Here is a 19,528-nt window from a genome sequence, read left to right on the forward strand (position 1 = left end):
TGTCATATCCAATATCGCAAAGGGTGATCTTGCAAACCAGAACAAACCCATGTTTGTTCTATAAGACCTGCCGTATCCGCGACCTGCGATATTTTACTACTAATTTGCTGCTTTGTAAGCAGCGCCTCATGCTTGCTTGGAACCTCGGCAAAAAAACATGAGCCTGAGCCTGTCATTCTAGCATTGATTCCTAAAACATGCAAGTGATTTTTTAAACTAGCAATTTCAGGATACATCTGGCTAACAAGCGTTTCCAGGTTATTTTTACCAAAGTAAGCCGTGTTATTTGCTTGCCAAGTAGTAAAGTCAGTAACTTTAACTCGCCCCTCATCCCGTGTCAAGCTTTTATGTTGAAAAACATCACCGGTGGAAATGTGTTGCGGTGGTTTAATCAAGACATAGTGATGCGACGGCACCTGTATAGGCTCTAACAACTCTCCTATCCCTTGGGCAAAAGCAGCCTGTCCAAATATAAACACGGGGACATCGGCCCCTAACTGCATGCCTATTGCCATGAGTTGATCACGTCGCAAACCTAGCGACCATAAACGGTTTAAGGCTAGCAATGTGGTTGCCGCATCACTAGAGCCCCCCCCAAGACCAGCCCCCGCTGGGATGTTTTTTTGGCAATGTATCTGCACTCCAAGCGAGCACCCTGTTGCCTGCTGAAGTGCATGCGCCGCGCGCATGATTAAGTCGTTCTCGGCCGTTAATCCTGCTAAGGTTTCTTGCTCCCGAACAATCTGGCCGTCACTACGAAGATCAAAACTTAAATAGTCTTGCACATCTATAAAGCGAAAAGCCGTTTGCAACAGATGATAGCCGTCAGCTCGTCTCCCTGTAACATGCAAAAACAAATTTATTTTGGCCGGTGCTGGCACATCATACAAAACCATAATTACGCGCTTTAGTTATCGATTACCAAACGCACACTAATTGAGCGTGAGGCTTCATGACGATTTAATTGCAATAATTTGGGGCCTAGCTCGTCATAGCGTTGCAAACTCACCCGCCAACCTGCTTGCTCAAATTGACTTAAACGACCTTGCTCATCGTAGCGTTGTGCGGAAACAGCCACAGCGTCATCGGTAATGCCCTGCATCCAATCACGTAACCCAGAAACAGGCACTGGGCTTCCTAAAACAAGCTCGACCAAAGCATCGGGCGAAGCGGCGACTTCTTGACGGCCATCGCTATATTCCAGCACTGCTCGGCTAGGCTCGGCATACACTCGCGCTAAGGTACTACCCATAGGGCTGCGCAGGTCTAACTGCAAACGCCCATTTGCTTCCTGCCAGATAAAGCCACCTTGTACAGCTTCTTGCTGGTTGCTGCTATGAGTGACACTAAGCGCAAACCGCCCGGAACGCTCTAGGTGAGATTGCCGAACGGGGCTAACAGCCGCGCCATCCCTGTTAGCAGGCAGGCCGCTACAGCCCTGCAACACAAGAAGTAACGATAAGCCTATAGCTGCCCCACGCATTGCTTTAATCATGGCAAGCTTAACTCTAGTCGACGCAAGGTTTCATGCAGCACTTCGCTATCAGGATCTTTGTTGAGTGCCGCTCGAAATATATTAATGGCATCTTGCTTGCGCCCTTTGGCCCACAAGACTTCACCCAAATGTGCTGCCACATCGGCCTCTGGAAGCTTTTCGTAGGAGCGTTGCAAATATTCCAAGGCGGCTTGATAGTCGCCTACGCGGTATAGATACCAGCCTACACTGTCCAATATATATGGATTGTGCGGTTCTATTTCCATTGCTCTCTCGAGTAAGTCCTGAGCTTCATCCAGACGACGGTTTTGATCTGCGTAGGTGTAGCCTAGTGCATTAAATGCATTCGCATCATCAGGACGCAAATCGATAACTTGCTGCATCAAGCGTTCAAAATCTTGGGTGCGCCCCTGACGCTCGTACAACATACCCAATTGATATAATACCTCTGGGCTATCTGGCAGCTCACTATCTGCACGCTCTAATACAGTCACCGCTTGATCAGTACGCCCACCTTGCTGATAAATGGATGCGTACGTTAAGGCCACCACGACATGATCTCCACGAGTATCCGGGCGCGATAGCTCGAGAGTGCGTCGTGCAGCGGCCAAATCACCTTTACGGGCTTGTAAAACCGCCTTATGAACCTGGGCTTGGAAACGCAAGCCACTTTCTTCAATTAAATCCAGTTGGCGTATTGCTTCATCTAAATTATTCTCGGCCTCAGCAATATGTACTAACGATAAACGGGCCTCAGAAATACTTGCCAAAGCCGTGCTGACTTGATCACTGACAGTTTGACGTCGTTGGCTTTGTACTTGGATATAGTTTTCCAACAGTTGCCGTGCCTCGGCATAGTGGCCGGCTCGACTTTGAATTTCAGCCTCTGTGTACAGCAGATCGAAATCCTCTGGGGCACGTTTCTGCAATTGGTGTACCAATTGCAAGGCCTCATCAAACTGACGGCGCTCAACGAGGCGGCTAGCTAATAGCAACTGCACATTACGACTATCGGGATTATTTTTCAGGTAAGCACGCACTCGATCCAGCGCCGAGTGTGCGTCCACTACCATGCCATATTCGAGCACACGCTGAATCGCCAGTTCAGAGTCAGGCTCCAAATCAAGAGCAAGTAACGACTCTTCATAGGCCCGCCCTTCATCTTCCGCATTCCAAGCCACATCAGCTAACACCAGATGCGCCACAGAAATATTGCGCACACTGGGCTTTAATGCTTGATCCAAGACCTCAAGTGCCAAATGACGATCTATCATTTTACTGACGATGCTCATGGCTTGAATAATCGCTTGCTCTTTATCTTGGGCTTTGTCGATGCGTATCCACAAGGCTTCGGCCAAACCTTCAGTTTGACCATTAGAGGCCTCTAGCGCCAAGGCGGTAGCTTTAGCTTCTGGATCCTGAGGAGCCAGTAATGCCCATTGCTGTGCGGAACGCAAAGCACGGGTTAAGTTTCTATCCGCCATCGAGTACTGGAACGCGTATTGAGCAAATCGCGGGTCGCTGGTGTCTACGGCCAAACTTAGAAATATTTGGCTAGCCGCTTCGTAGTCGTTACGATTGGCAGCAATTTCTCCGAGCAAGACACGATACAAGACATCGGGAGTCAGCGTCACCAGAGGCAGTTGTCCGGCACGTAACTCTACATGCTCGGTGTATTCTGGCGTGGCCATAGCACCGCCGTCAGACAGTCCTTGTGCAGGAGCGGCCGCCGCCAATAATAAAGAGCCTGCTAATGTAATAGGGGAGATAAAAAAATTCATCCAGGTAAACCAGGTCCGCCGTGCACAAATCTGAGCATCAGATGGCAAAATAAGACTATCGGATTTGATGATGGTAGCACCCTACTATGCCTGAACTGCCAGAAGTTGAAACAACACGTCGCGGAATTGCGACGTTAATGACAAGCGAAATCCTACAGGAGTTTCGCATCCATGAAAAACGCCTACGTTGGCCAGTGCCTGACGAGATCAACACGCTCGTGCGAAATCGACGGGTAATAGCCTGTGATAGACGAGGAAAATATTTACTGATTCACTTTGAGCACGGCACCCAGATTATTCATCTGGGGATGTCAGGCTCGTTGCGCAGCGTGCCGTTAAATGAGCCTAGACGCAAACACGACCACGCTGAATGGATCTTTGCTAAGGCTCGTTTCCTACTGCATGACCCGCGACGCTTCGGTGCCATATTATGGCATGACAATCGCCACGGGCCGATTAACGCGCACCCTTTATTGGCCCATTTAGGAATAGAACCCTTCCACCCTGATTTTACACCTGCTTACCTTTATACCCATTTACAAGGACGTCAGCAAGCTATTAAACAAATACTACTAGCGGGGAAAATTGTGGTGGGAGTGGGTAATATTTATGCTTGCGAGTCACTTTTTCTGGCAGGTATACACCCCGAACTACCTGGGGCGGCGATCTCTAAGCATAGGGCCCACAAACTACATGCAGCTATTTTACAAACATTAAAGGCAGCCTTAGAAGCAGGAGGCAGCACCTTACGAGATTATGTGAATGCAAGCGGAGGGCCTGGCGCTTACTTTGAATTACATGCTCATGTGTATGAACGTGAAGGTCAGGCTTGTCATCGCTGCCTGCGGCCAATCAAACGTATGACGCAAGGTCAACGCTCCACCTATTATTGCTCTAGCTGTCAGCGGCGCTAAGTCTGCGCCCCCTTGCCAAACAATATCAAACCTATCCGGCATAGCACCACGCTATCGCTGGATACATCAGTGTTGCACGTACTTGCGATGCCCCCAATCGGCTAACGAGAAAATGAGGCAGGCGTATAGGCCAATTACAGAGCATGACCATAACACTTGGCTAAGAAAGTGGTAGCCTTGAACAATTCGCATCAAACCAAACACTCCTCCCGCCAACAGACCTATCCCTAGGCCCCCCCACATCAAACGTCGGTTGTTCGTTAAGCTACCAACAAAAAACAAGGCGATCAAAACAAAACCAGCCGATGCGTGGGCGCTTGGCAATGCATTGCCTGCCGCCTGTAAGCTTTTAGTCCAAAAATAAGTAGGCATAGCCTGCGCGCCCGCAAAGATCTCTGCATGAATCGGCCTAGGCATAGCCGTTAAATGCTTGAGGACTCCGGCCAGTAATGGGCCGCTGCCCAATAAAACAGCCCCTGCTAACCAAGCCCATTGGTCTTGTGATCCACGCTGACAACTCCAAGCCTTCCAAGCCATGAGCACCGCGCCACCAAAAGGTATCCACCAAACCAGCTTGGTTCCGAAAAAGTCTAGCCCTGTTTGATACTGGTAAGGAAAAGTGGCTGTACTGGAGTCAAAAAACAACTGGCTAAGTGCGATATCTGTCTCTGACTGCTGTGTTATGCGAGCCAACACAGCCATTAATAAAAAAATAACAATACTGTACTTAAAAAGAGGCCGAACGTTCATACACTACTATTGACTTGTGTCGGGTAAGACTTTGCCCGGATTCATAATCGCGTTAGGGTCTAACGCTTTTTTAATGCGTTGCATCAGCGCCAACTGCACCGGATCTTTATATAAAGGCAACAGATTACGCTTTAATTGCCCCACGCCATGCTCAGCGCTGATAGACCCCGCAAACCGATGCACGTTACCGTGAACGATGTGATAAACCTGTGGCTGCAGTGCTAAGAGTTCATCTTCGCTGAACGCGCTTCCTTTGGCCAAGTTGTAATGTAAATTACCATCACCTAAATGACCAAAAATAATATGCTCTACGCCAGGGAATTGAGCTTGCAAGGCAGTATTTGTTTCTTGTACGAACTCGGCGATTCGTGACACCGGGATAGAAATATCGTGTTTAATACTTTTTCCGTATGCTTTTTCCGCTAAGGGGATGCTTTCACGTAGGTGCCACAACGCCTGACTTTGGGCCAAGCTTTCTGCAATGACAGCGTCTTGGACTACGCCCAACTCTAAGGCTTCTGCAATCACGGCTTCAAACTGCTCTCGGGCATGCTCCATGCTCTCACTATCTGACAATTCAAGCAAAGCAAACCAAGGCAAGCGCGACGACTCCCCTTGGAACGGCAGGCGCTGGTCCGGATAACAATGGGTCACCGCTTGCAAACAGTTATTCGCAATCAGTTCAAAGCCCGTTAAGGCAGCGCCTAAGCCATTACGAGCAATATTCAAAACCTGAACTGCGGACGGTATGGAGTCCAATGCCAGCAAAGCCGTGCAGGTGGCCTTAGGCAAGGGATACAACTTCAGTGTGGCAGCCGTAATAATACCTAACGTGCCTTCGGAACCTATGTACAGGTTTCGCAAATCGTAACCCGTATTATCTTTACGTAGCCCTTGCAAACCATGTAATACTTCGCCTTCGGCAGTCACTACCTCTAGACCCAAACATAGATCACGCATATTGCCGTAACGCAAAACTTGCGTGCCACCGGCATTGGTCGCCAAATTTCCACCGATAGTGCAACTTCCCTCAGCCGCAAGGCTCAAGGGAAATAAACGTCCCGCTTGGCGGGCTTGCTGCTGCACGCTGTGCAAAATACAACCGGCTTCAACCACCATGGTGTCATTGTCTGTGTCAATGCTACGAATCTGATTCAAACGCGTCAGTGACACCACAATCGCCCTGCCGCTATTGTCGGGCGTCGCCCCACCACACAAGCCCGTATTACCCCCTTGTGGCACGATAGGTACAGCCTGCTGATTACACCATCGCACAACTTGTGCAAGCTCTTGAGTGGAGCCTGGACGTACCACCGCTAACGCTGTTCCCGTATAACGACCACGCCAATCCTCTAGATAGGGGCTCATTGCTGGGCCGGTCAAAACATTATTCTGACCAAGCACGGTATATAAATGTTCAAGCTGGGACATATCTCTCCTTTTGGAAGTCATGACCAAAGTATAACTATTGTAAATCAGTCATCTCCTTAAGGCAGATACGTCCGCTCAGGTTATGATCTGGCATTACTCTTTTTTGTCGCGTTTTAAAAAGGAAACCATTGTGGTCACGCCCTTTTCTTTGCCAGAGTCTGCATTTAAAGCTTACGATATCCGAGGTACGGTTCCAGAACAGTTAAACGCAGGCTTTGCCTACCGACTGGGCCTGGCCTTAGCCCACAGCGCTCGCGCCAATAACGTTACCACCTTAGTCGTTGGCTACGACGGACGACACAGTAGCCCCGAACTCTCAGAAGCCCTACAAAACGGGATTAATGCAGGCGGCGTTAATACAATAGACTTAGGTATGGTACCTACTCCGGTCGTGTATTACGCAGCACACACGCTTGATACTGGATCAGGGGTGGCGATTACCGGCAGTCACAACCCATCTCACTACAACGGTTTCAAGATGATGATGGCCGGAAAAACTTTACACGGCGACGATATTCAAGCCCTCAAGCATCTCATGCTCGACCAAGCTCAACCGGCTGCTCAAGCTGGCGCACGCCAACAACGCGCTTTACTGCCTGACTATGTCGCTTACATTCGTAACCATGTCACCTTATCACGCCCAATGAAAATTGCTTTAGATACCGGCAATGGCGTAGGAGGTGTAGTGGCCGAAGAGCTATTCCGTGCTTTGGGCTGTGACATTGACATGTTATATGGCGAGGTGGATGGCAACTTTCCCAACCATCATCCTGACCCGGCCGATCCCGCCAACCTGCAGGACCTGATCAAGCATGTACAAAATAGTGACTGTGAACTAGGTTTAGCCTTTGATGGCGATGCGGATCGTTTAGGCGTAGTCACCAAGTCAGGGCAGATTATCTGGCCGGACCGTCAACTCATTTTATACGCACGCGATATTTTAGAGCGCCAACCTGGAGCCACTATTATTTTCGATGTGAAATGTAGCCGCCATGTTGCCAAGGAAATCAAAGCGGCAGGTGGCCAAGCGCTGATGTGGCAAACAGGACACTCGTTAATTAAAGCCAAGTTAGCCCAAACCGGTGCCCCCCTGGCAGGCGAAATGAGTGGGCACGTATTCTTCAAAGAGCGCTGGTTCGGCTTCGACGATGGTCTGTATACCGGCGCACGTTTATTAGAAATACTTTCACGCCATGCTGACCCCAGTGCCGTCCTAGAGAGCCTTCCTCAAGACGTTTCCACACCTGAGCTAAAACTAGAATTGGCCGAGGGTGAGGCTCACGCCCTGATTGCGCGTTTGCAGCAAGAGGGAAAATTCCCCAGCGCCATCGAGCTTAATACTATCGATGGCGTGCGGGCAGAATACCCCCACGGCTTTGGCCTAGCCCGCGCATCCAATACCACGCCTGTTATTGTCTTGCGCTTTGAAGCAGATACCCATGAAGCTCTAGCTGCCATCCAACAAGAATTCCGCCTTGCGCTTTTAGCCCTTAAGGCGGATGCCTCTTTGCCCTTTTAAGTACTTAAGAGCTAGGGGCCTTGCGCACAGCAGCACCTCCTAGCTCTTGATACAGGCGCAAATGAATCGCACAGACATGTTTGATATCAAACTCTTGCTCAGCCAAGTGCCGGCCTGCGCGCCCCATCGCTTGGCGGCGCTCTGTGTCATGAGCCAAATCGATCACCGCCCTTGCCAAGGCTTGGGCATCCTTCACCGGCACTAAAACCCCTGTAACACCGGGCTCTATAGCGTCTCTGCACCCTGGTACATCGGTGGTAACCACAGCTCGACCACACGCCGCAGCTTCGATGAGCGATTTAGGTAAGCCTTCCCGATAAGACGGCAAGGTCACCACATGAGCCTGAGCATAAACCTGAGCGATATCCTCTTGCTCACCCCCATACTCAATGACCCCGCCTTGCTGCCAACTGCTCAGTTCAGCCACACTCACACTCGCCGGATTACCTGAGTCAGGGCTACCGAACAGCTTCCAGCGCACATCACTGCCCTGCTCACGTGACAAACGCGCTGCAGCGACAAATTCCCGTACTCCCTTATCGAACAATAAACGGCTCGCCATCACCACCACTATGGGTTCGGGAGGCTCTGGCGTCATGCTACAGCGCTCTAAGTCTACGCCTGACCCACGTATCAGCACCGCTTGCTCGGGTTGCAGTACCCCTGCCGCTAACAATACATCGCGATCGGCTGTGTTTTGAAAAATAACTTTACTGTTGGAATGGCCTAAGGCTAATTTATACAAGCCTAACGCCACCTGACGCACAGGATCAAACCCTTTCTGACGGGTAAAAATATAGCCTAATCCTGAAATCGCAGCGAGAAAGCCCGGCACTCGACTAAGCCTTGCTGCAATACCACCATACAGTACAGGCTTAATCGTAACGGCATGCACCACTTCCGGCTGTAACTCTCTAAATAGACGATATATGGCCCAAACGGTTCTTAACTCGGTCAACGGGTTTTTCCCACTACGCGTCATCGGCAGGGCATGATGTGCAATACCATAATCTGTAATGCGCATCACGCTGGGCCCTGGCATAGTGGCCACGTGCACCTCATAACCTTGCTGCTGCGCGGCTAAGGCCAAGGGCAGACGATGCGAGAGAAAAAAGGCAGGGTTATTGACCAAAAACAATAAGCGCGTTGGACGCTCTAACGCACGCTGAGCCTGTAAAGAAGCGGGGGTAATGGGTGCTTGAGGAGAATCTAACCCCAGTTTGGTGGGATAGCTTTGACTTAGTTCATGCCACGCTTGAGCATAGGCTTGAACCATGCTTTGCAAACTGAATAAACGCTGCACACGCTCACGAGCATGTTTATGACGCTCACGCCAACTGGTGCTTCCTAACTCTTGGATCGCACTGTTAATCGCACCCGATAAGGCTTCAGCATTACGCGGTGGTACCACCCAGCCTTCGTTGCCTACAATCAGCGCCGCATCCCCTACATCGGTCACAACACACGAAACGCCTACTGCCATGGCCTCGCACACGACATTAGGAAAGCCCTCTGCGTGGCTAGACAAAACATGCACATCTAAAGCATTCATCAGCTCAGGGACATCTTCGCGAATCCCTAGCAAAAGCACATGCTCCCTCAACTGGTGCATAGCAATTAAACGCATGAGTTCGACATTGCGCTCATGCATCCCTTCGCCAATCAATACACATCGCAACTCTGGGTGCTGACGTACACTGCGGGCCACTGCCGATAGCAAATTAGCGTGGTCTTTCAAAGGGTTCCAACGTGCTACGCTACCAATCAGCGGCGTGTCTACACTAATTTGCAGTTCTGCGCGCACACGCTCACGGACAGCGCTATCGTGCTGCCAACGGCTCAAGTCATACCCATTAGGGATAACTTTCATAATATCGGCTTTGTATCCCCATTGCTTATGACGTCGAGCAGCATTTTCTGCGCAAGAGATAATCAAACGCGGCACGTGCTGTGAAATACGTGCACACAACCACGCGACGAAACGAGACTTGGGACTACCCTGATAGAGGTTAGCGCCAGAGTTGCGAATTCCCCATGAAACCGCTTTTATCCCAGCGGCCCTGGCAGCTAAACCACCAACAAGATCTGAGTGGTACATCCACGTTTGCACGACATCGGGACGTAACTGCTTCAAAAGTTGCACTAAGCTACGCACCCCCTTAAGGAAACGCCATGGGGACTTCATTCCCAAACAATAGACGACCACCCCTGCGTGCTGTAGCCGCGGCCCAAAAACATCAGCATCGCCCAAGCTTATAACGATATGTTCAATGTCTTGGTCTGGCGCAGTACTAAGACGATAAAGGACGGTTTCAGCGCCCCCCTGCCCCAAGCCTGAAATAATATGGACTACTCGCATTGATGTTTTTTGCTGCTCTGACATGGAGCTGCTCCCTGTTGTGCATTACCGAGTGCGATATCAAACACATGATCCCAGGCCTGCAACACTTGCGCCAAAACATAGCGCTCACGCACTGACTGGGCTGCCCGACTGCCTAAGGCGCCACGCAGCACTCCTTCACTCATGACTTCATTTAAGGCTTGTCTAAGCGCAGGCTCGTCCCCCAAAGGAACCAGCCGAGCGGCATGTCCATTCAAACTCATTTCACGAGGGCCACTGGGGCAGTCTACCGTGACACATGGCAAACCCATTGCCATCGCCTCGAGCAACACGTTGGGGAACCCCTCCACTTCGGAAGTCATCGCAAAAGCGTGAGCTCGGCCTAGCTCTTGCCAAGGTGTCGCCGTGCGGCCAGGCAGACTAATTTTTTCCTGCATGCCAAGACGCATAATTTGGGCTTGCAAACTAGCCCGCAATGGGCCATCACCCCAAATACACAGTTTCCATTCAGGATGCTGAGTGGCTAAACTAGCAAACACGCGTATGAGCACATCAAAACGTTTGCTTTGCACCATGCGCCCCATCGCAATCAAGGTGCAATGCCTATTTTCCGATACTTTGACGTCGCGAGAGAGCTCTAGTAACTCGGGCGGCAAAGGGTTAGGCACCACCGCCACTGCAGGCAAGCCCGGTACCATAGCCTGAAAAGCCGGCACACTAGATTGAGTTTGTAGAGTCACCACTTTAGCCCTAGGGTATAAACGCTTGCGCAAGGCCTTTAATACCCGCCCCGCACTGTCACTGAACATGGGGTTGGTACGCTCGCTAACGACGATAGGCACACCACTGTGTTGCAATGCTAATAACACCGTCACATTTACATTGGTCAAAAACGACACAATCAAATCGGGCTGCTTTTCTTGCACCAGTGCACGCATCGCGCGGATTTTCGCTAAAGGGCCGGGCAAGTAAGTACGACGCATACGGTGTGATAACCACACCAGTTCTACACGACTATCAAGCTCATAGAAACTGTTACCACTACCTTTACTGTAGGCGGGCACCAAGCACACTTGGTCACCTCGCCGCCCCCAGGCATTCGCCAGTGTCACCGCAACCCGCTCAGCGCCGCCGGCATTTAAAGAGCTGACAAAAAACAGAATTTTCACATGGCCTCCGCTACGCTGAATAGGATCCTAGTGTCGTAGCACCCTACTATTTTACGGGCGCAACAAACATTGCTCCAATAATTGTTGCCACAAGGCAAAAATTCGTGCGGAGGAAAAACGATCACGCACATCGGCTGCGCGTTGACCATAAGCGTGGCGCTTATCAGCATGCGCCATAAAGTCAGACAAGTGAGCCGCTAACGCCTCAACATCAGCAACAGGCCGCACTAATACACCGTCTATGCCAGGACGTATGATCTCGCGCGGCCCCGTATCACAATCATAAGCCACCGCAGGCAGGCCCGTAGCCATAGCTTCTAATAATGTATTGGACAGACCTTCCATTCGAGAACTCAGCACGTACAGATCCGAGTCTTGATACCAGTCAACCACATTACCTACTCGGCCCGGCAAACTGACTCTATCTTGTAAGCCCAAGTCTTCTACTGCCTGCTCTAATTCTGGCCGCAAAGCCCCTTCACCTAAAATCACTAAATCCCAATTAGGAAAATAGTTCGTTAAGGATGCAAAAGCTTGCAGTAGCACATCAAACCCTTTTACTGGATGTAAGCGCCCCACAGCCAGTAAACGTTGCCTGCCTTGACGAGGTGGTACAGGCACTACCGGCTCCGCCGATAGCATGGGCCACATAACGGCATTGGGAATAACACTGACCTTACAGCTCGGTATCTGCGCCTGCAGCCAATCAGCCGTTCCCTGCGTTAACGCCACCACTTGTGCTGCCTGAGGGTAAGTTTGTACACGCGCTTTCAACCAAAAGGGCGATAAGGATTGAGATGGAGGATGAGTATGCTCGGTAGCAATCACTTTGCACGGCAAACCACGAGCGGCATTGATACACAATACCGATGAAGTGGTCATCATGCCTATAAGAATGTCTGGCTTATGCTTTTTAATCAGTGCACGTAAACGGCGCAGGCGTAACCAATTTTTCCATAAAGCTTGCGTGCGATGCGCACTCGTGCCCGCGGTATTCAAGACATAGCGCTGCACACCTGGAGCCAGTACATAGGCGTCCACGTCACGATCCGCCTGAGTCACCAGGCTAACGCTATACCCTTGCTCCAACCAGCCTGCACTAAGGTCACGCGCCACACGCTCGGCACCACCGCCAGCTAAAGAATGGATAACGATCATGACATGAGGGGGAGAATGACGAAGCAATTAATTTTCCTGCTCAGAAGTAGGCAACACCACTGGCACACGCTTTAAGGCCAGTATGAAATAACAACAAAAAGAACTCGCATACATACAACTGGTGGCGACCATAATACCTGCCGGGCCCATACGAGCCGATAGAATAGGATTCAGCAGCGCTTTCACTAGAAAGTTAGCGATGGCCACTGCCGCCATAGCACGGTAGCGATTTTGACTGGCTAACAACTGCACAAGTATCAGTACAGCAAAATAAAACGGCATTTGGACCATGCCCCAACGCAATATATGCGTGACGGCTTGGGTGTTTTCAGCCGTAAAAGCTCCACGCTCGTACACCAAAGCCACTCCCCATGGGGCTAATACATTAGCAACCGCCATGACCACAGCGCCTACCAGCAGCATCAACATTGACCACTTAAGCGATAAGGCGCGGGCACGAGTTTGTTCTCCCTGACTTTGTATATCTGCCAAAACAGGCAACGCTGCCCGCCCAACAGAGGCCGCCCCAATCGCCAAGACAACTGAAATTAAGCGGGTGGCATAACCCAAGGTCGCGTTCGCATTCGACCCCAAACTGGCCGCTGTATATTGATCGATAGGGCCCACAAAGCTCATTGCCACCTGACCAATTAACATGACGCTGGCGGCCTTAAGCAAGGCCGGCCACTGCTGCGCACTACAGCCCAAACGGGGCCGTAACCATAACTGATCTGCTCGGCAAGCCAAGGCAAACAGCAGTAAGGCCTGCAAGAACATACCGGTTATGGTTCCCCACAGCAAGGGGCCTACACCTGGCGATGCACCCGCTAGCAAGACCATGGTTAAAATCATGAATGCTGGCAAGCTGTCAAGCAAAGTATTGATGTGCCGCTCACGTGCGCGTAAACGAGCAGCACTTACCCCTATGCTCACCGTCAGCAAGGCCGCGGGCGCAAAAGCAAAGAGCAACTCTTGACTCATCTGCTGCACAGATGGACTTAAACCTTTGCCCATCATCTGCAACACCCAAGGCCAAGCAGCGTAAATCACTAAAGCCAGCACAGCCCCTAAACTTAGCGCCCAACCCAGCAGTTGCTCAAGAAACAAGCGACGTTCCGCTTGCGAGTGCTTGCGCAAATTAACCAATACGGGGATGAGCACCACCGACAAAGCACCTACCAATGTCACGGGCAGCCAGTTAGCCATCACCATAGTAAATTGGTAGGCATCCACCGTATCGCTGACGCCATAGCGGTAGGCCACCGCCATTTCTTTGAAGGCCCCGGCAGCCTTACCTAATAACAAAAAGAAAGCAACGCGTAACGCACCCGCTGCAATACGCCTATGATCGTGGTGTAAGCCTTGTAGCCTTTGCTTGAAACCTAGGCGACTCAACGCAAGAACCGAATGTACCAAGGCATGGCTAGGGCCAGACCTTGTTGTATGTTTTGAGTAGGCTGATAACCAAACAAGCGCCCGGCTTTACTAATGTCGGCCTGTGAGTGGCGCACATCACCCGCGCGGAAATCAGCATAGTGAGCGGGGATATCGTATGACACCCCGTTATTCGCCAGTTCTTGTTGCAGATAATGAAACAGTTGGTTCAAGCTTGTGCGATCATTCACAGCGACATTAACCACCTCGGCTTGACCTGCCTGCTGTTTAACTGCTGCTAACAAATTGGCCTGCACCACATTTTGAATGAAGCAAAAGTCACGGCTGGTTTCACCATCGCCATTAATTTGCACCGTCTGCTGCCCTATCATGGCCGCTAACCATTTGGGTATGACGGCCGCATACGCACCGTTCGGATCTTGCCTAGGACCAAACACATTAAAGTAGCGCAAACCTACGCTGCCAAACTGATAGGCGCGTGCAAAAACATCGGCGTATAGTTCGTTCACATATTTAGTAACTGCATAGGGCGATAAGGGTTTGCCTATATTTTCCTCTACCTTAGGTAAGGCAGGATGATCACCATAGGTGGAGCTAGAGGCCGCATACACAAACCCACGCACTCCCTCATCACGAGCAGCCAGCATCATGTTTAACGAGCCACTAATATTGACCTCATTGCTGGTGGCAGGATCATTTAATGAACGAGGCACTGAGCCTAAGGCCGCCTGATGCAAGACATAGTCTACCCCTTGCACAGCAGCTTGGCAGATAGCTAAATCACGGATATCGCCTTCGATAAATCTAAATTTGCTCCAACACTCAGGCCCGACCAAGTCACGCACTTCGTCTAAATTGCGTTGATGACCGGTAGCAAAATTATCTAGGCCAACTACCTGTTGACCTAGCCGCAAGAGCGCCTCGATCAAATTAGAGCCAATAAAACCTGCGCACCCGGTCACTAACCAAGTACGCGGCTCGGCAATAAGCTGCTGTTTTAATGTATCAAATGCTTGCGCCATCGTTCATCCCTACCTTATAGACGCAAATCAGAGTCTTTGCTGGCGAACACATACTTCAGGTCATACAAGACATGCTCGTCACGACCCAACTTGCGCACGCCATCAGCGCCTAGTGCGGCAAACTCGCTGTGTGCTACGGCTATCACAATGCCATCATAAGTGCTTTGCGCAGGCTCTTGGACCGGAGTAATACCGTACTCGCGCTGAGCCGCTTCGGCATCGACCCAAGGATCGTACACATCCACTTGAACATCGTATTGCTTTAACTCTTGAATAATGTCGATCACACGTGTGTTACGCAAGTCGGGACAGTTCTCTTTGAATGTTAGACCCAACATTAATACGCGTGCACCTTGTACTTGAATACGCTTTTTAGTCATCGCTTTCACAAGCTGCGATGCCACGTAGGCCCCCATGGAGTCATTGAGACGACGTCCCGCCAAAATGATTTCAGGGTGATAACCGATAGACTGTGCTTTATGCGTTAGGTAGTAGGGATCAACACCAATGCAGTGACCGCCCACCAAGCCTGGCCGGAATGGCAGGAAATTCCATTTTGTACCGGCCGCCTCTAACACTTCCAGCGTATCAATATTGAGACGGTTAAAAATCAATGCCAGTTCGTTAATCAATGCAATGTTAACGTCGCGTTGCGTGTTTTCAATGACCTTGGCTGCTTCTGCTACACGAATAGAGCTGGCCTTATAAGTACCCGCCACAATAATTTCGCCGTACAGTTGGTCTACTAGGTCTGCTACTTCGGGCGTAGAGCCAGAAGTCACCTTACGAATAGTGGGCAAACGATGTTGTTTATCACCGGGATTAATCCGCTCGGGGCTATAACCGGCGAAAAAATCTTCGTTGAAGCGTAAGCCCGAAACGCTTTCCAGCACTGGCACACAATCTTCTTCTGTGGCGCCCGGATACACTGTAGACTCATAAATAACGATATCGCCACGCTTCAATACTTTGCCCAAGGCTTCACTAGCACGAATCAAGGGGGTCAGATCGGGCTGCTTATAATCATCAATAGGGGTGGGCACGGTGACAATATACACGTTTGCGGCGGCCAAATCGGTGGCTTCACTGGTGTACTGCACATGCTGCGCCTGCTGCAACTCTTCCGGCTCCACCTCTAGGGTGTGGTCCACTCCGTCCTTGAGCTCAGCCACGCGGCGAGCATTAATGTCATAAGCAATAACAGGACGCTTCTTACCAAACTCTACGGCGAGGGGTAAACCGACATAACCTAAGCCAACAACGGCTAGCTTGACATTCTCAAGATTCAAAATCTTTCTCCAAAGACATAAACGAATCTGGCTTTTCCTTCAGTAAGGGCAAGAAAAGCCAACCACTAATCACGATCAACACGCTGCCTTAATGAGGGCAACAATAACCAAGAGGGACGGCGCCACGTCACCAAACGCGAGTACAGCCATATATAAGCCAGTGCAAACATCAACATGCTGGCAGACAGTATCCAGGCGTTATCCCACCAGATGGTAGCTGGGACCAAGCCTATCAAGGCTAACACCCACAGGTAGGGGGAGGTCATGGCATTGCACAAGGCTGGCAAGGCGCCGCGCTGTCCACGGCTAAACGTTACTCTTACTAAGCGTCGAAATACTAATTGATGCAAGTGTAATGCATCTGGCTGATCTACTGGTACACCGCGTTTGAAGCGTCTGCGCCATATAGAAAAAAGTGTTTCAAACACCGGATAAAACAATACCGCCAAAGCATAAAACGGCGACACACTAGGGTTGCGCACCACCAACTGCACCGCCAGCTCTGCCAACATGAAACCGAGAAAATAGGCCCCACCGTCGCCTAGAAATACACGCCCAAAAGGGAAGTTCCAGACCAAGAACCCTAACGTGGCAGAAGCCAGCGAGGTAGCAATCAGAAAAATAGGATAATCCTGTACCTGCCAGGCTACCAATGCCAACGACAAAGCCATTAAGGTGGCAATCATGCCAGCAAGGCCGTTCATGCCATCAATAATATTCAATGCATGGGTACAGCCGCCTACGGCGACCATGGTGAAGAACAGCGACACCGGCCAGTAGGCCAAAATCCAATCAGCCCAGGCTACACCGACGCGCGATACGCCTCCCAGTAGCCACCATGCAATGGCGGCGGATAAAAAAGCCGCAAGCAAACGCTTTAACGAACCTACATCTTTAGTGATGTCTTCGACCAAGCCTGCAACAAAGACGGGCATAGCCGCGAGAAAAAGTACGGGCCACAACCAAGTTAGCGTCATGTTGCTAGGCCCGAGCACCATGAGTCCGGCAAAACTACCGGCCAAAATCGCCAAGCCGCCCACCCGTGGCGTTGCTCTGCTATGCGTGGCTTGTGGCTTAGTGAGATCAAAGTCGCCGGTCAACTTGCCATGCCAGCGCTCCGAAAACACAATTAAACCACCCACCATAAAGGCGACGACACCAATGTACAGCCAGGTTAAGGGTTCCCCCATTTGAGGCATAGACACAGCCAAACCTTATAAAAAACAATCTTTATTATGATCATCTCTGGCACAAGAAGCAGTGACCAGTCGCTTTTTTTGTTACTAAACCAAAACTTAAGCTTACCTGTTTAGCCTACTTTATTTGGCCACCCTATTCGCTCAATGCTTAAACCATTAATGCCTCACTACCAAGCGACGCGAAACTTTCCGCTGACTGTAATTCATTGCCACACTCTGTCAGTAAACGGCGCAGCCAACGGTGACTGGGCGAATGTCTGTTTCTCTCGTGCCATAGTTGATAAAACCGCATAGGAGGGAACTCAATGGGCGATTTCAATATTGCCAAGGGTAAAAGCCGACAGTAGAACTCGGCAAAATGACGAGAAGTGGTAAAGACCAGATCCGTATTTTGTAACAGATAAGGAGCGGATGCAAAGGATTGTGCAACCACGCTTTCTTCTCTTTGTATACGCATACCTGCGAGTGTCATATCTACGACACCGCGCTGGTTTAACGAATACGGCATGGGCACCACATGGCGTGCACGTAAATAATCCTCTAGCTTCATCCCTTTGCGTACCAACGGATGAGTTGCCGCCACCAAACACACGATTTCGTCTTCGATCAATACCGATAAATGCATACGGTCGGGAGGTTCAGGCCAGTTTCCAATCACAACATCCAAATCACCTTCCGCAAGCGAACGCTCAAAGTCATAGCTAGCATCTAAGGAATGCAAACTTAGACGCGCTTCCGGCGCCTCACGGCGGAGCCGCTCCACGACACTACCCACAAAAACAGGGGCTAAATAATCAGGTGCTCCTATGTGGAACTCGCTTCGACTAACTTGGGGATCAAAAGTGTCTGGCGCATTAACCATGCAGTCAATCTCGGCCAATGCCCCTTTAGCATGAGCCAATAGTGAAATAGCTCGCTCGGTGGGCACCATGCCGCCCTTCTCACGTACCAGCAAAGGATCTCCGATGATGTCGCGCAAACGCCGCAAGGCAGCGCTAATCGCCGGCTGCGACTGATTCATTTTAAATGCCGTACGCGATACGCTACGCTCAGTCACCAATAAACAAAATACCCGGAGCAGGTAGGTATCCATAGGATTATCGCCACGTCTAGCGGCCATTAATCATCTCCTTTCAAGATCATTGCTGTGCTTCATGATGGCATAAGGCCAGAATACGCCTAGGCATATATCAGTTATAAGGCTAATTCTATTTTATTTATGAACAAAAATCTTAAACTGAGCAGTTATCAGAACAAGAACCTTAGGTTTGGAGACATTTTTCTACTTAGCCACGCGCCCTGTGATTTAGGCCTGAAGTAAAAACCTACCTAGACTCAGTGCTTGCAAGCGTTCAGGAGCGAGCCTCATTGTTGCTTTACTTCTGACAACACCACGGGAATCACTATGAGCCAATCGACTACATCCTCCCGCTCTCTGAGCGATCTCACCGAACTAGATCAAGCCGCTTTTGTGCAGTACTTAGACGGTATTTTTGAACACTCGCCTTGGGTTGCTGAACGCAGTTGGAATGCGCGCCCCTTCAACACTGTAGACGAGCTACACAAGCAAATGCTTACCGTGGTAGATCAAGCCAGCCATGAGGAGCAAAAAGCGCTTATCTGCGCTCACCCAGAATTAGCGGGTAAAGAAGCCGAAGAAGGCTCATTAACGGCACACTCCACAGGTGAGCAAAAAGGAGCTGGCTTAGATCAGTGCACCGTGCAAGAGCTTGAGCGTCTACGCAGTTTAAACACTCGCTATCGTGAACGCTTTGGCTTTCCTTTTGTTATCGCTGTAAAAGGCTTGACGCGTCATCAGATTATGGACAAAGTAGACGCTCGCCTGAACAATGACACAGAGACTGAGTTTAGTACTTGCTTGCAAGAAATCGGCAAAATTGCCCGCTTCAGATTGGATGCGCTGTTTGCCTCGCCAAACTGATCGCTAAGCACGTTCAGCTAGTCTACCCAAGGGGCAGTATTTGGCATCCTCAGCCAAATACGTGCCCTTTGTTTCTGGCTGCTCTATATTATGGCGTGTAACCAATCTAGGTTGACACGCTTT

Annotated in this window: 16 protein-coding genes and 1 pseudogene; 3 read left to right on the plus strand and 14 right to left on the minus strand. The window is 50.4% G+C overall.

Annotation, left to right across the window (positions count from 1 at the left end; genetic code table 11):
- Nucleotides 1-2: 2 nt before the first annotated feature.
- Genes ispE through OSH01_RS01160 form a run of 3 tightly spaced genes read right to left on the minus strand, consistent with a single transcriptional unit; the run spans nt 3 to nt 3,276 of the window.
- A complete protein-coding gene (ispE, locus tag OSH01_RS01150; protein ID WP_266122217.1) occupies nt 3-896 on the minus strand; it encodes a 4-(cytidine 5'-diphospho)-2-C-methyl-D-erythritol kinase in 894 nt (297 codons plus the stop codon).
- A gap of 11 nt (nt 897-907) precedes the next feature.
- The gene (locus tag OSH01_RS01155) at nt 908-1,495 is read right to left on the minus strand and encodes an outer membrane lipoprotein LolB (protein ID WP_266122218.1); all 588 of its coding nucleotides are present in this window, start codon (nt 1,493-1,495) and stop codon (nt 908-910) included.
- Entirely contained in the window at nt 1,492-3,276 is a 1,785-nt protein-coding gene (locus OSH01_RS01160) for a tetratricopeptide repeat protein (RefSeq protein ID WP_266122219.1), read from the minus strand. The genes OSH01_RS01155 and OSH01_RS01160 overlap by 4 nt, the downstream gene beginning before the upstream one ends.
- Before the next feature lie 86 nt (nt 3,277-3,362).
- Here OSH01_RS01160 and mutM point away from each other — a divergent pair, with 86 nt between their 5' ends.
- Nucleotides 3,363-4,190, plus strand: a complete 828-nt coding sequence (gene mutM / locus OSH01_RS01165) for a bifunctional DNA-formamidopyrimidine glycosylase/DNA-(apurinic or apyrimidinic site) lyase (RefSeq protein ID WP_266122220.1) — start codon at nt 3,363-3,365, stop codon at nt 4,188-4,190.
- Between the two features lie 66 nt (nt 4,191-4,256).
- On the opposite strand, the gene OSH01_RS01170 is transcribed toward mutM, so the two are convergent.
- Together OSH01_RS01170 and OSH01_RS01175 are read right to left on the minus strand one after the other, a co-directional pair.
- Nucleotides 4,257-4,940 (minus strand): phosphatase PAP2 family protein, encoded by a 684-nt coding sequence (locus OSH01_RS01170; protein ID WP_266122221.1) that lies wholly within the window; start codon nt 4,938-4,940, stop codon nt 4,257-4,259.
- Nucleotides 4,941-4,946: 6 nt separating this feature from the next.
- Nucleotides 4,947-6,371 (minus strand): FAD-binding oxidoreductase, encoded by a 1,425-nt coding sequence (locus tag OSH01_RS01175; RefSeq protein WP_266122222.1) that lies wholly within the window; start codon nt 6,369-6,371, stop codon nt 4,947-4,949.
- A gap of 130 nt (nt 6,372-6,501) precedes the next feature.
- Here OSH01_RS01175 and OSH01_RS01180 point away from each other — a divergent pair, with 130 nt between their 5' ends.
- Nucleotides 6,502-7,890: a phosphomannomutase/phosphoglucomutase gene (locus OSH01_RS01180; protein ID WP_266122223.1), complete on the plus strand. Its 1,389-nt coding sequence runs from the start codon at nt 6,502-6,504 to the stop codon at nt 7,888-7,890.
- 4 nt (nt 7,891-7,894) lie between these two features.
- On the opposite strand, the gene OSH01_RS01185 is transcribed toward OSH01_RS01180, so the two are convergent.
- From OSH01_RS01185 to OSH01_RS01225, 9 genes and pseudogenes are all read right to left on the minus strand, one after another.
- Nucleotides 7,895-9,082: a glycosyltransferase family 4 protein gene (locus OSH01_RS01185; protein WP_266122835.1), complete on the minus strand. Its 1,188-nt coding sequence runs from the start codon at nt 9,080-9,082 to the stop codon at nt 7,895-7,897.
- A gap of 219 nt (nt 9,083-9,301) precedes the next feature.
- Nucleotides 9,302-10,273: pseudogene (locus OSH01_RS01190) on the minus strand (glycosyltransferase); the annotation flags it as partial.
- A complete protein-coding gene (locus tag OSH01_RS01195) occupies nt 10,240-11,400 on the minus strand; it encodes a glycosyltransferase family 4 protein (protein ID WP_266122224.1) in 1,161 nt (386 codons plus the stop codon). The pseudogene OSH01_RS01190 and the gene OSH01_RS01195, both read right to left, overlap by 34 nt.
- A gap of 51 nt (nt 11,401-11,451) precedes the next feature.
- The gene (locus OSH01_RS01200) at nt 11,452-12,558 is read right to left on the minus strand and encodes a glycosyltransferase family 4 protein (protein ID WP_266122836.1); all 1,107 of its coding nucleotides are present in this window, start codon (nt 12,556-12,558) and stop codon (nt 11,452-11,454) included.
- A gap of 27 nt (nt 12,559-12,585) precedes the next feature.
- The gene (gene murJ, locus OSH01_RS01205) at nt 12,586-13,953 is read right to left on the minus strand and encodes a murein biosynthesis integral membrane protein MurJ (RefSeq protein WP_266122225.1); all 1,368 of its coding nucleotides are present in this window, start codon (nt 13,951-13,953) and stop codon (nt 12,586-12,588) included.
- On the minus strand, nt 13,950-14,975 hold the full coding sequence (locus OSH01_RS01210; RefSeq protein WP_266122226.1) for an SDR family oxidoreductase: 1,026 nt from the start codon (nt 14,973-14,975) through the stop codon (nt 13,950-13,952). The genes murJ and OSH01_RS01210 overlap by 4 nt, the downstream gene beginning before the upstream one ends.
- Before the next feature lie 14 nt (nt 14,976-14,989).
- Nucleotides 14,990-16,264 carry a Vi polysaccharide biosynthesis UDP-N-acetylglucosamine C-6 dehydrogenase TviB gene (gene tviB / locus OSH01_RS01215; RefSeq protein WP_290459110.1) on the minus strand — a complete coding sequence of 425 codons (1,275 nt, stop codon included), beginning with the start codon at nt 16,262-16,264 and terminating at the stop codon, nt 14,990-14,992.
- A gap of 65 nt (nt 16,265-16,329) precedes the next feature.
- Nucleotides 16,330-17,454 (minus strand): MraY family glycosyltransferase, encoded by a 1,125-nt coding sequence (locus tag OSH01_RS01220; protein ID WP_266122838.1) that lies wholly within the window; start codon nt 17,452-17,454, stop codon nt 16,330-16,332.
- Between the two features lie 157 nt (nt 17,455-17,611).
- Nucleotides 17,612-18,583: a LysR family transcriptional regulator gene (locus OSH01_RS01225; RefSeq protein ID WP_266122227.1), complete on the minus strand. Its 972-nt coding sequence runs from the start codon at nt 18,581-18,583 to the stop codon at nt 17,612-17,614.
- A 285-nt stretch (nt 18,584-18,868) separates the two neighbouring features.
- Here OSH01_RS01225 and uraD point away from each other — a divergent pair, with 285 nt between their 5' ends.
- On the plus strand, nt 18,869-19,405 hold the full coding sequence (uraD, locus tag OSH01_RS01230) for a 2-oxo-4-hydroxy-4-carboxy-5-ureidoimidazoline decarboxylase (protein WP_266122228.1): 537 nt from the start codon (nt 18,869-18,871) through the stop codon (nt 19,403-19,405).
- Nucleotides 19,406-19,528: the final 123 nt, after the last annotated feature.

Origin of the sequence: Alcaligenes endophyticus, from assembly GCF_026344035.1 — a bacterium.
In the GTDB taxonomy this organism is placed as follows: Bacteria; Pseudomonadota; Gammaproteobacteria; order Burkholderiales; family Burkholderiaceae_B; genus Alcaligenes; species Alcaligenes endophyticus.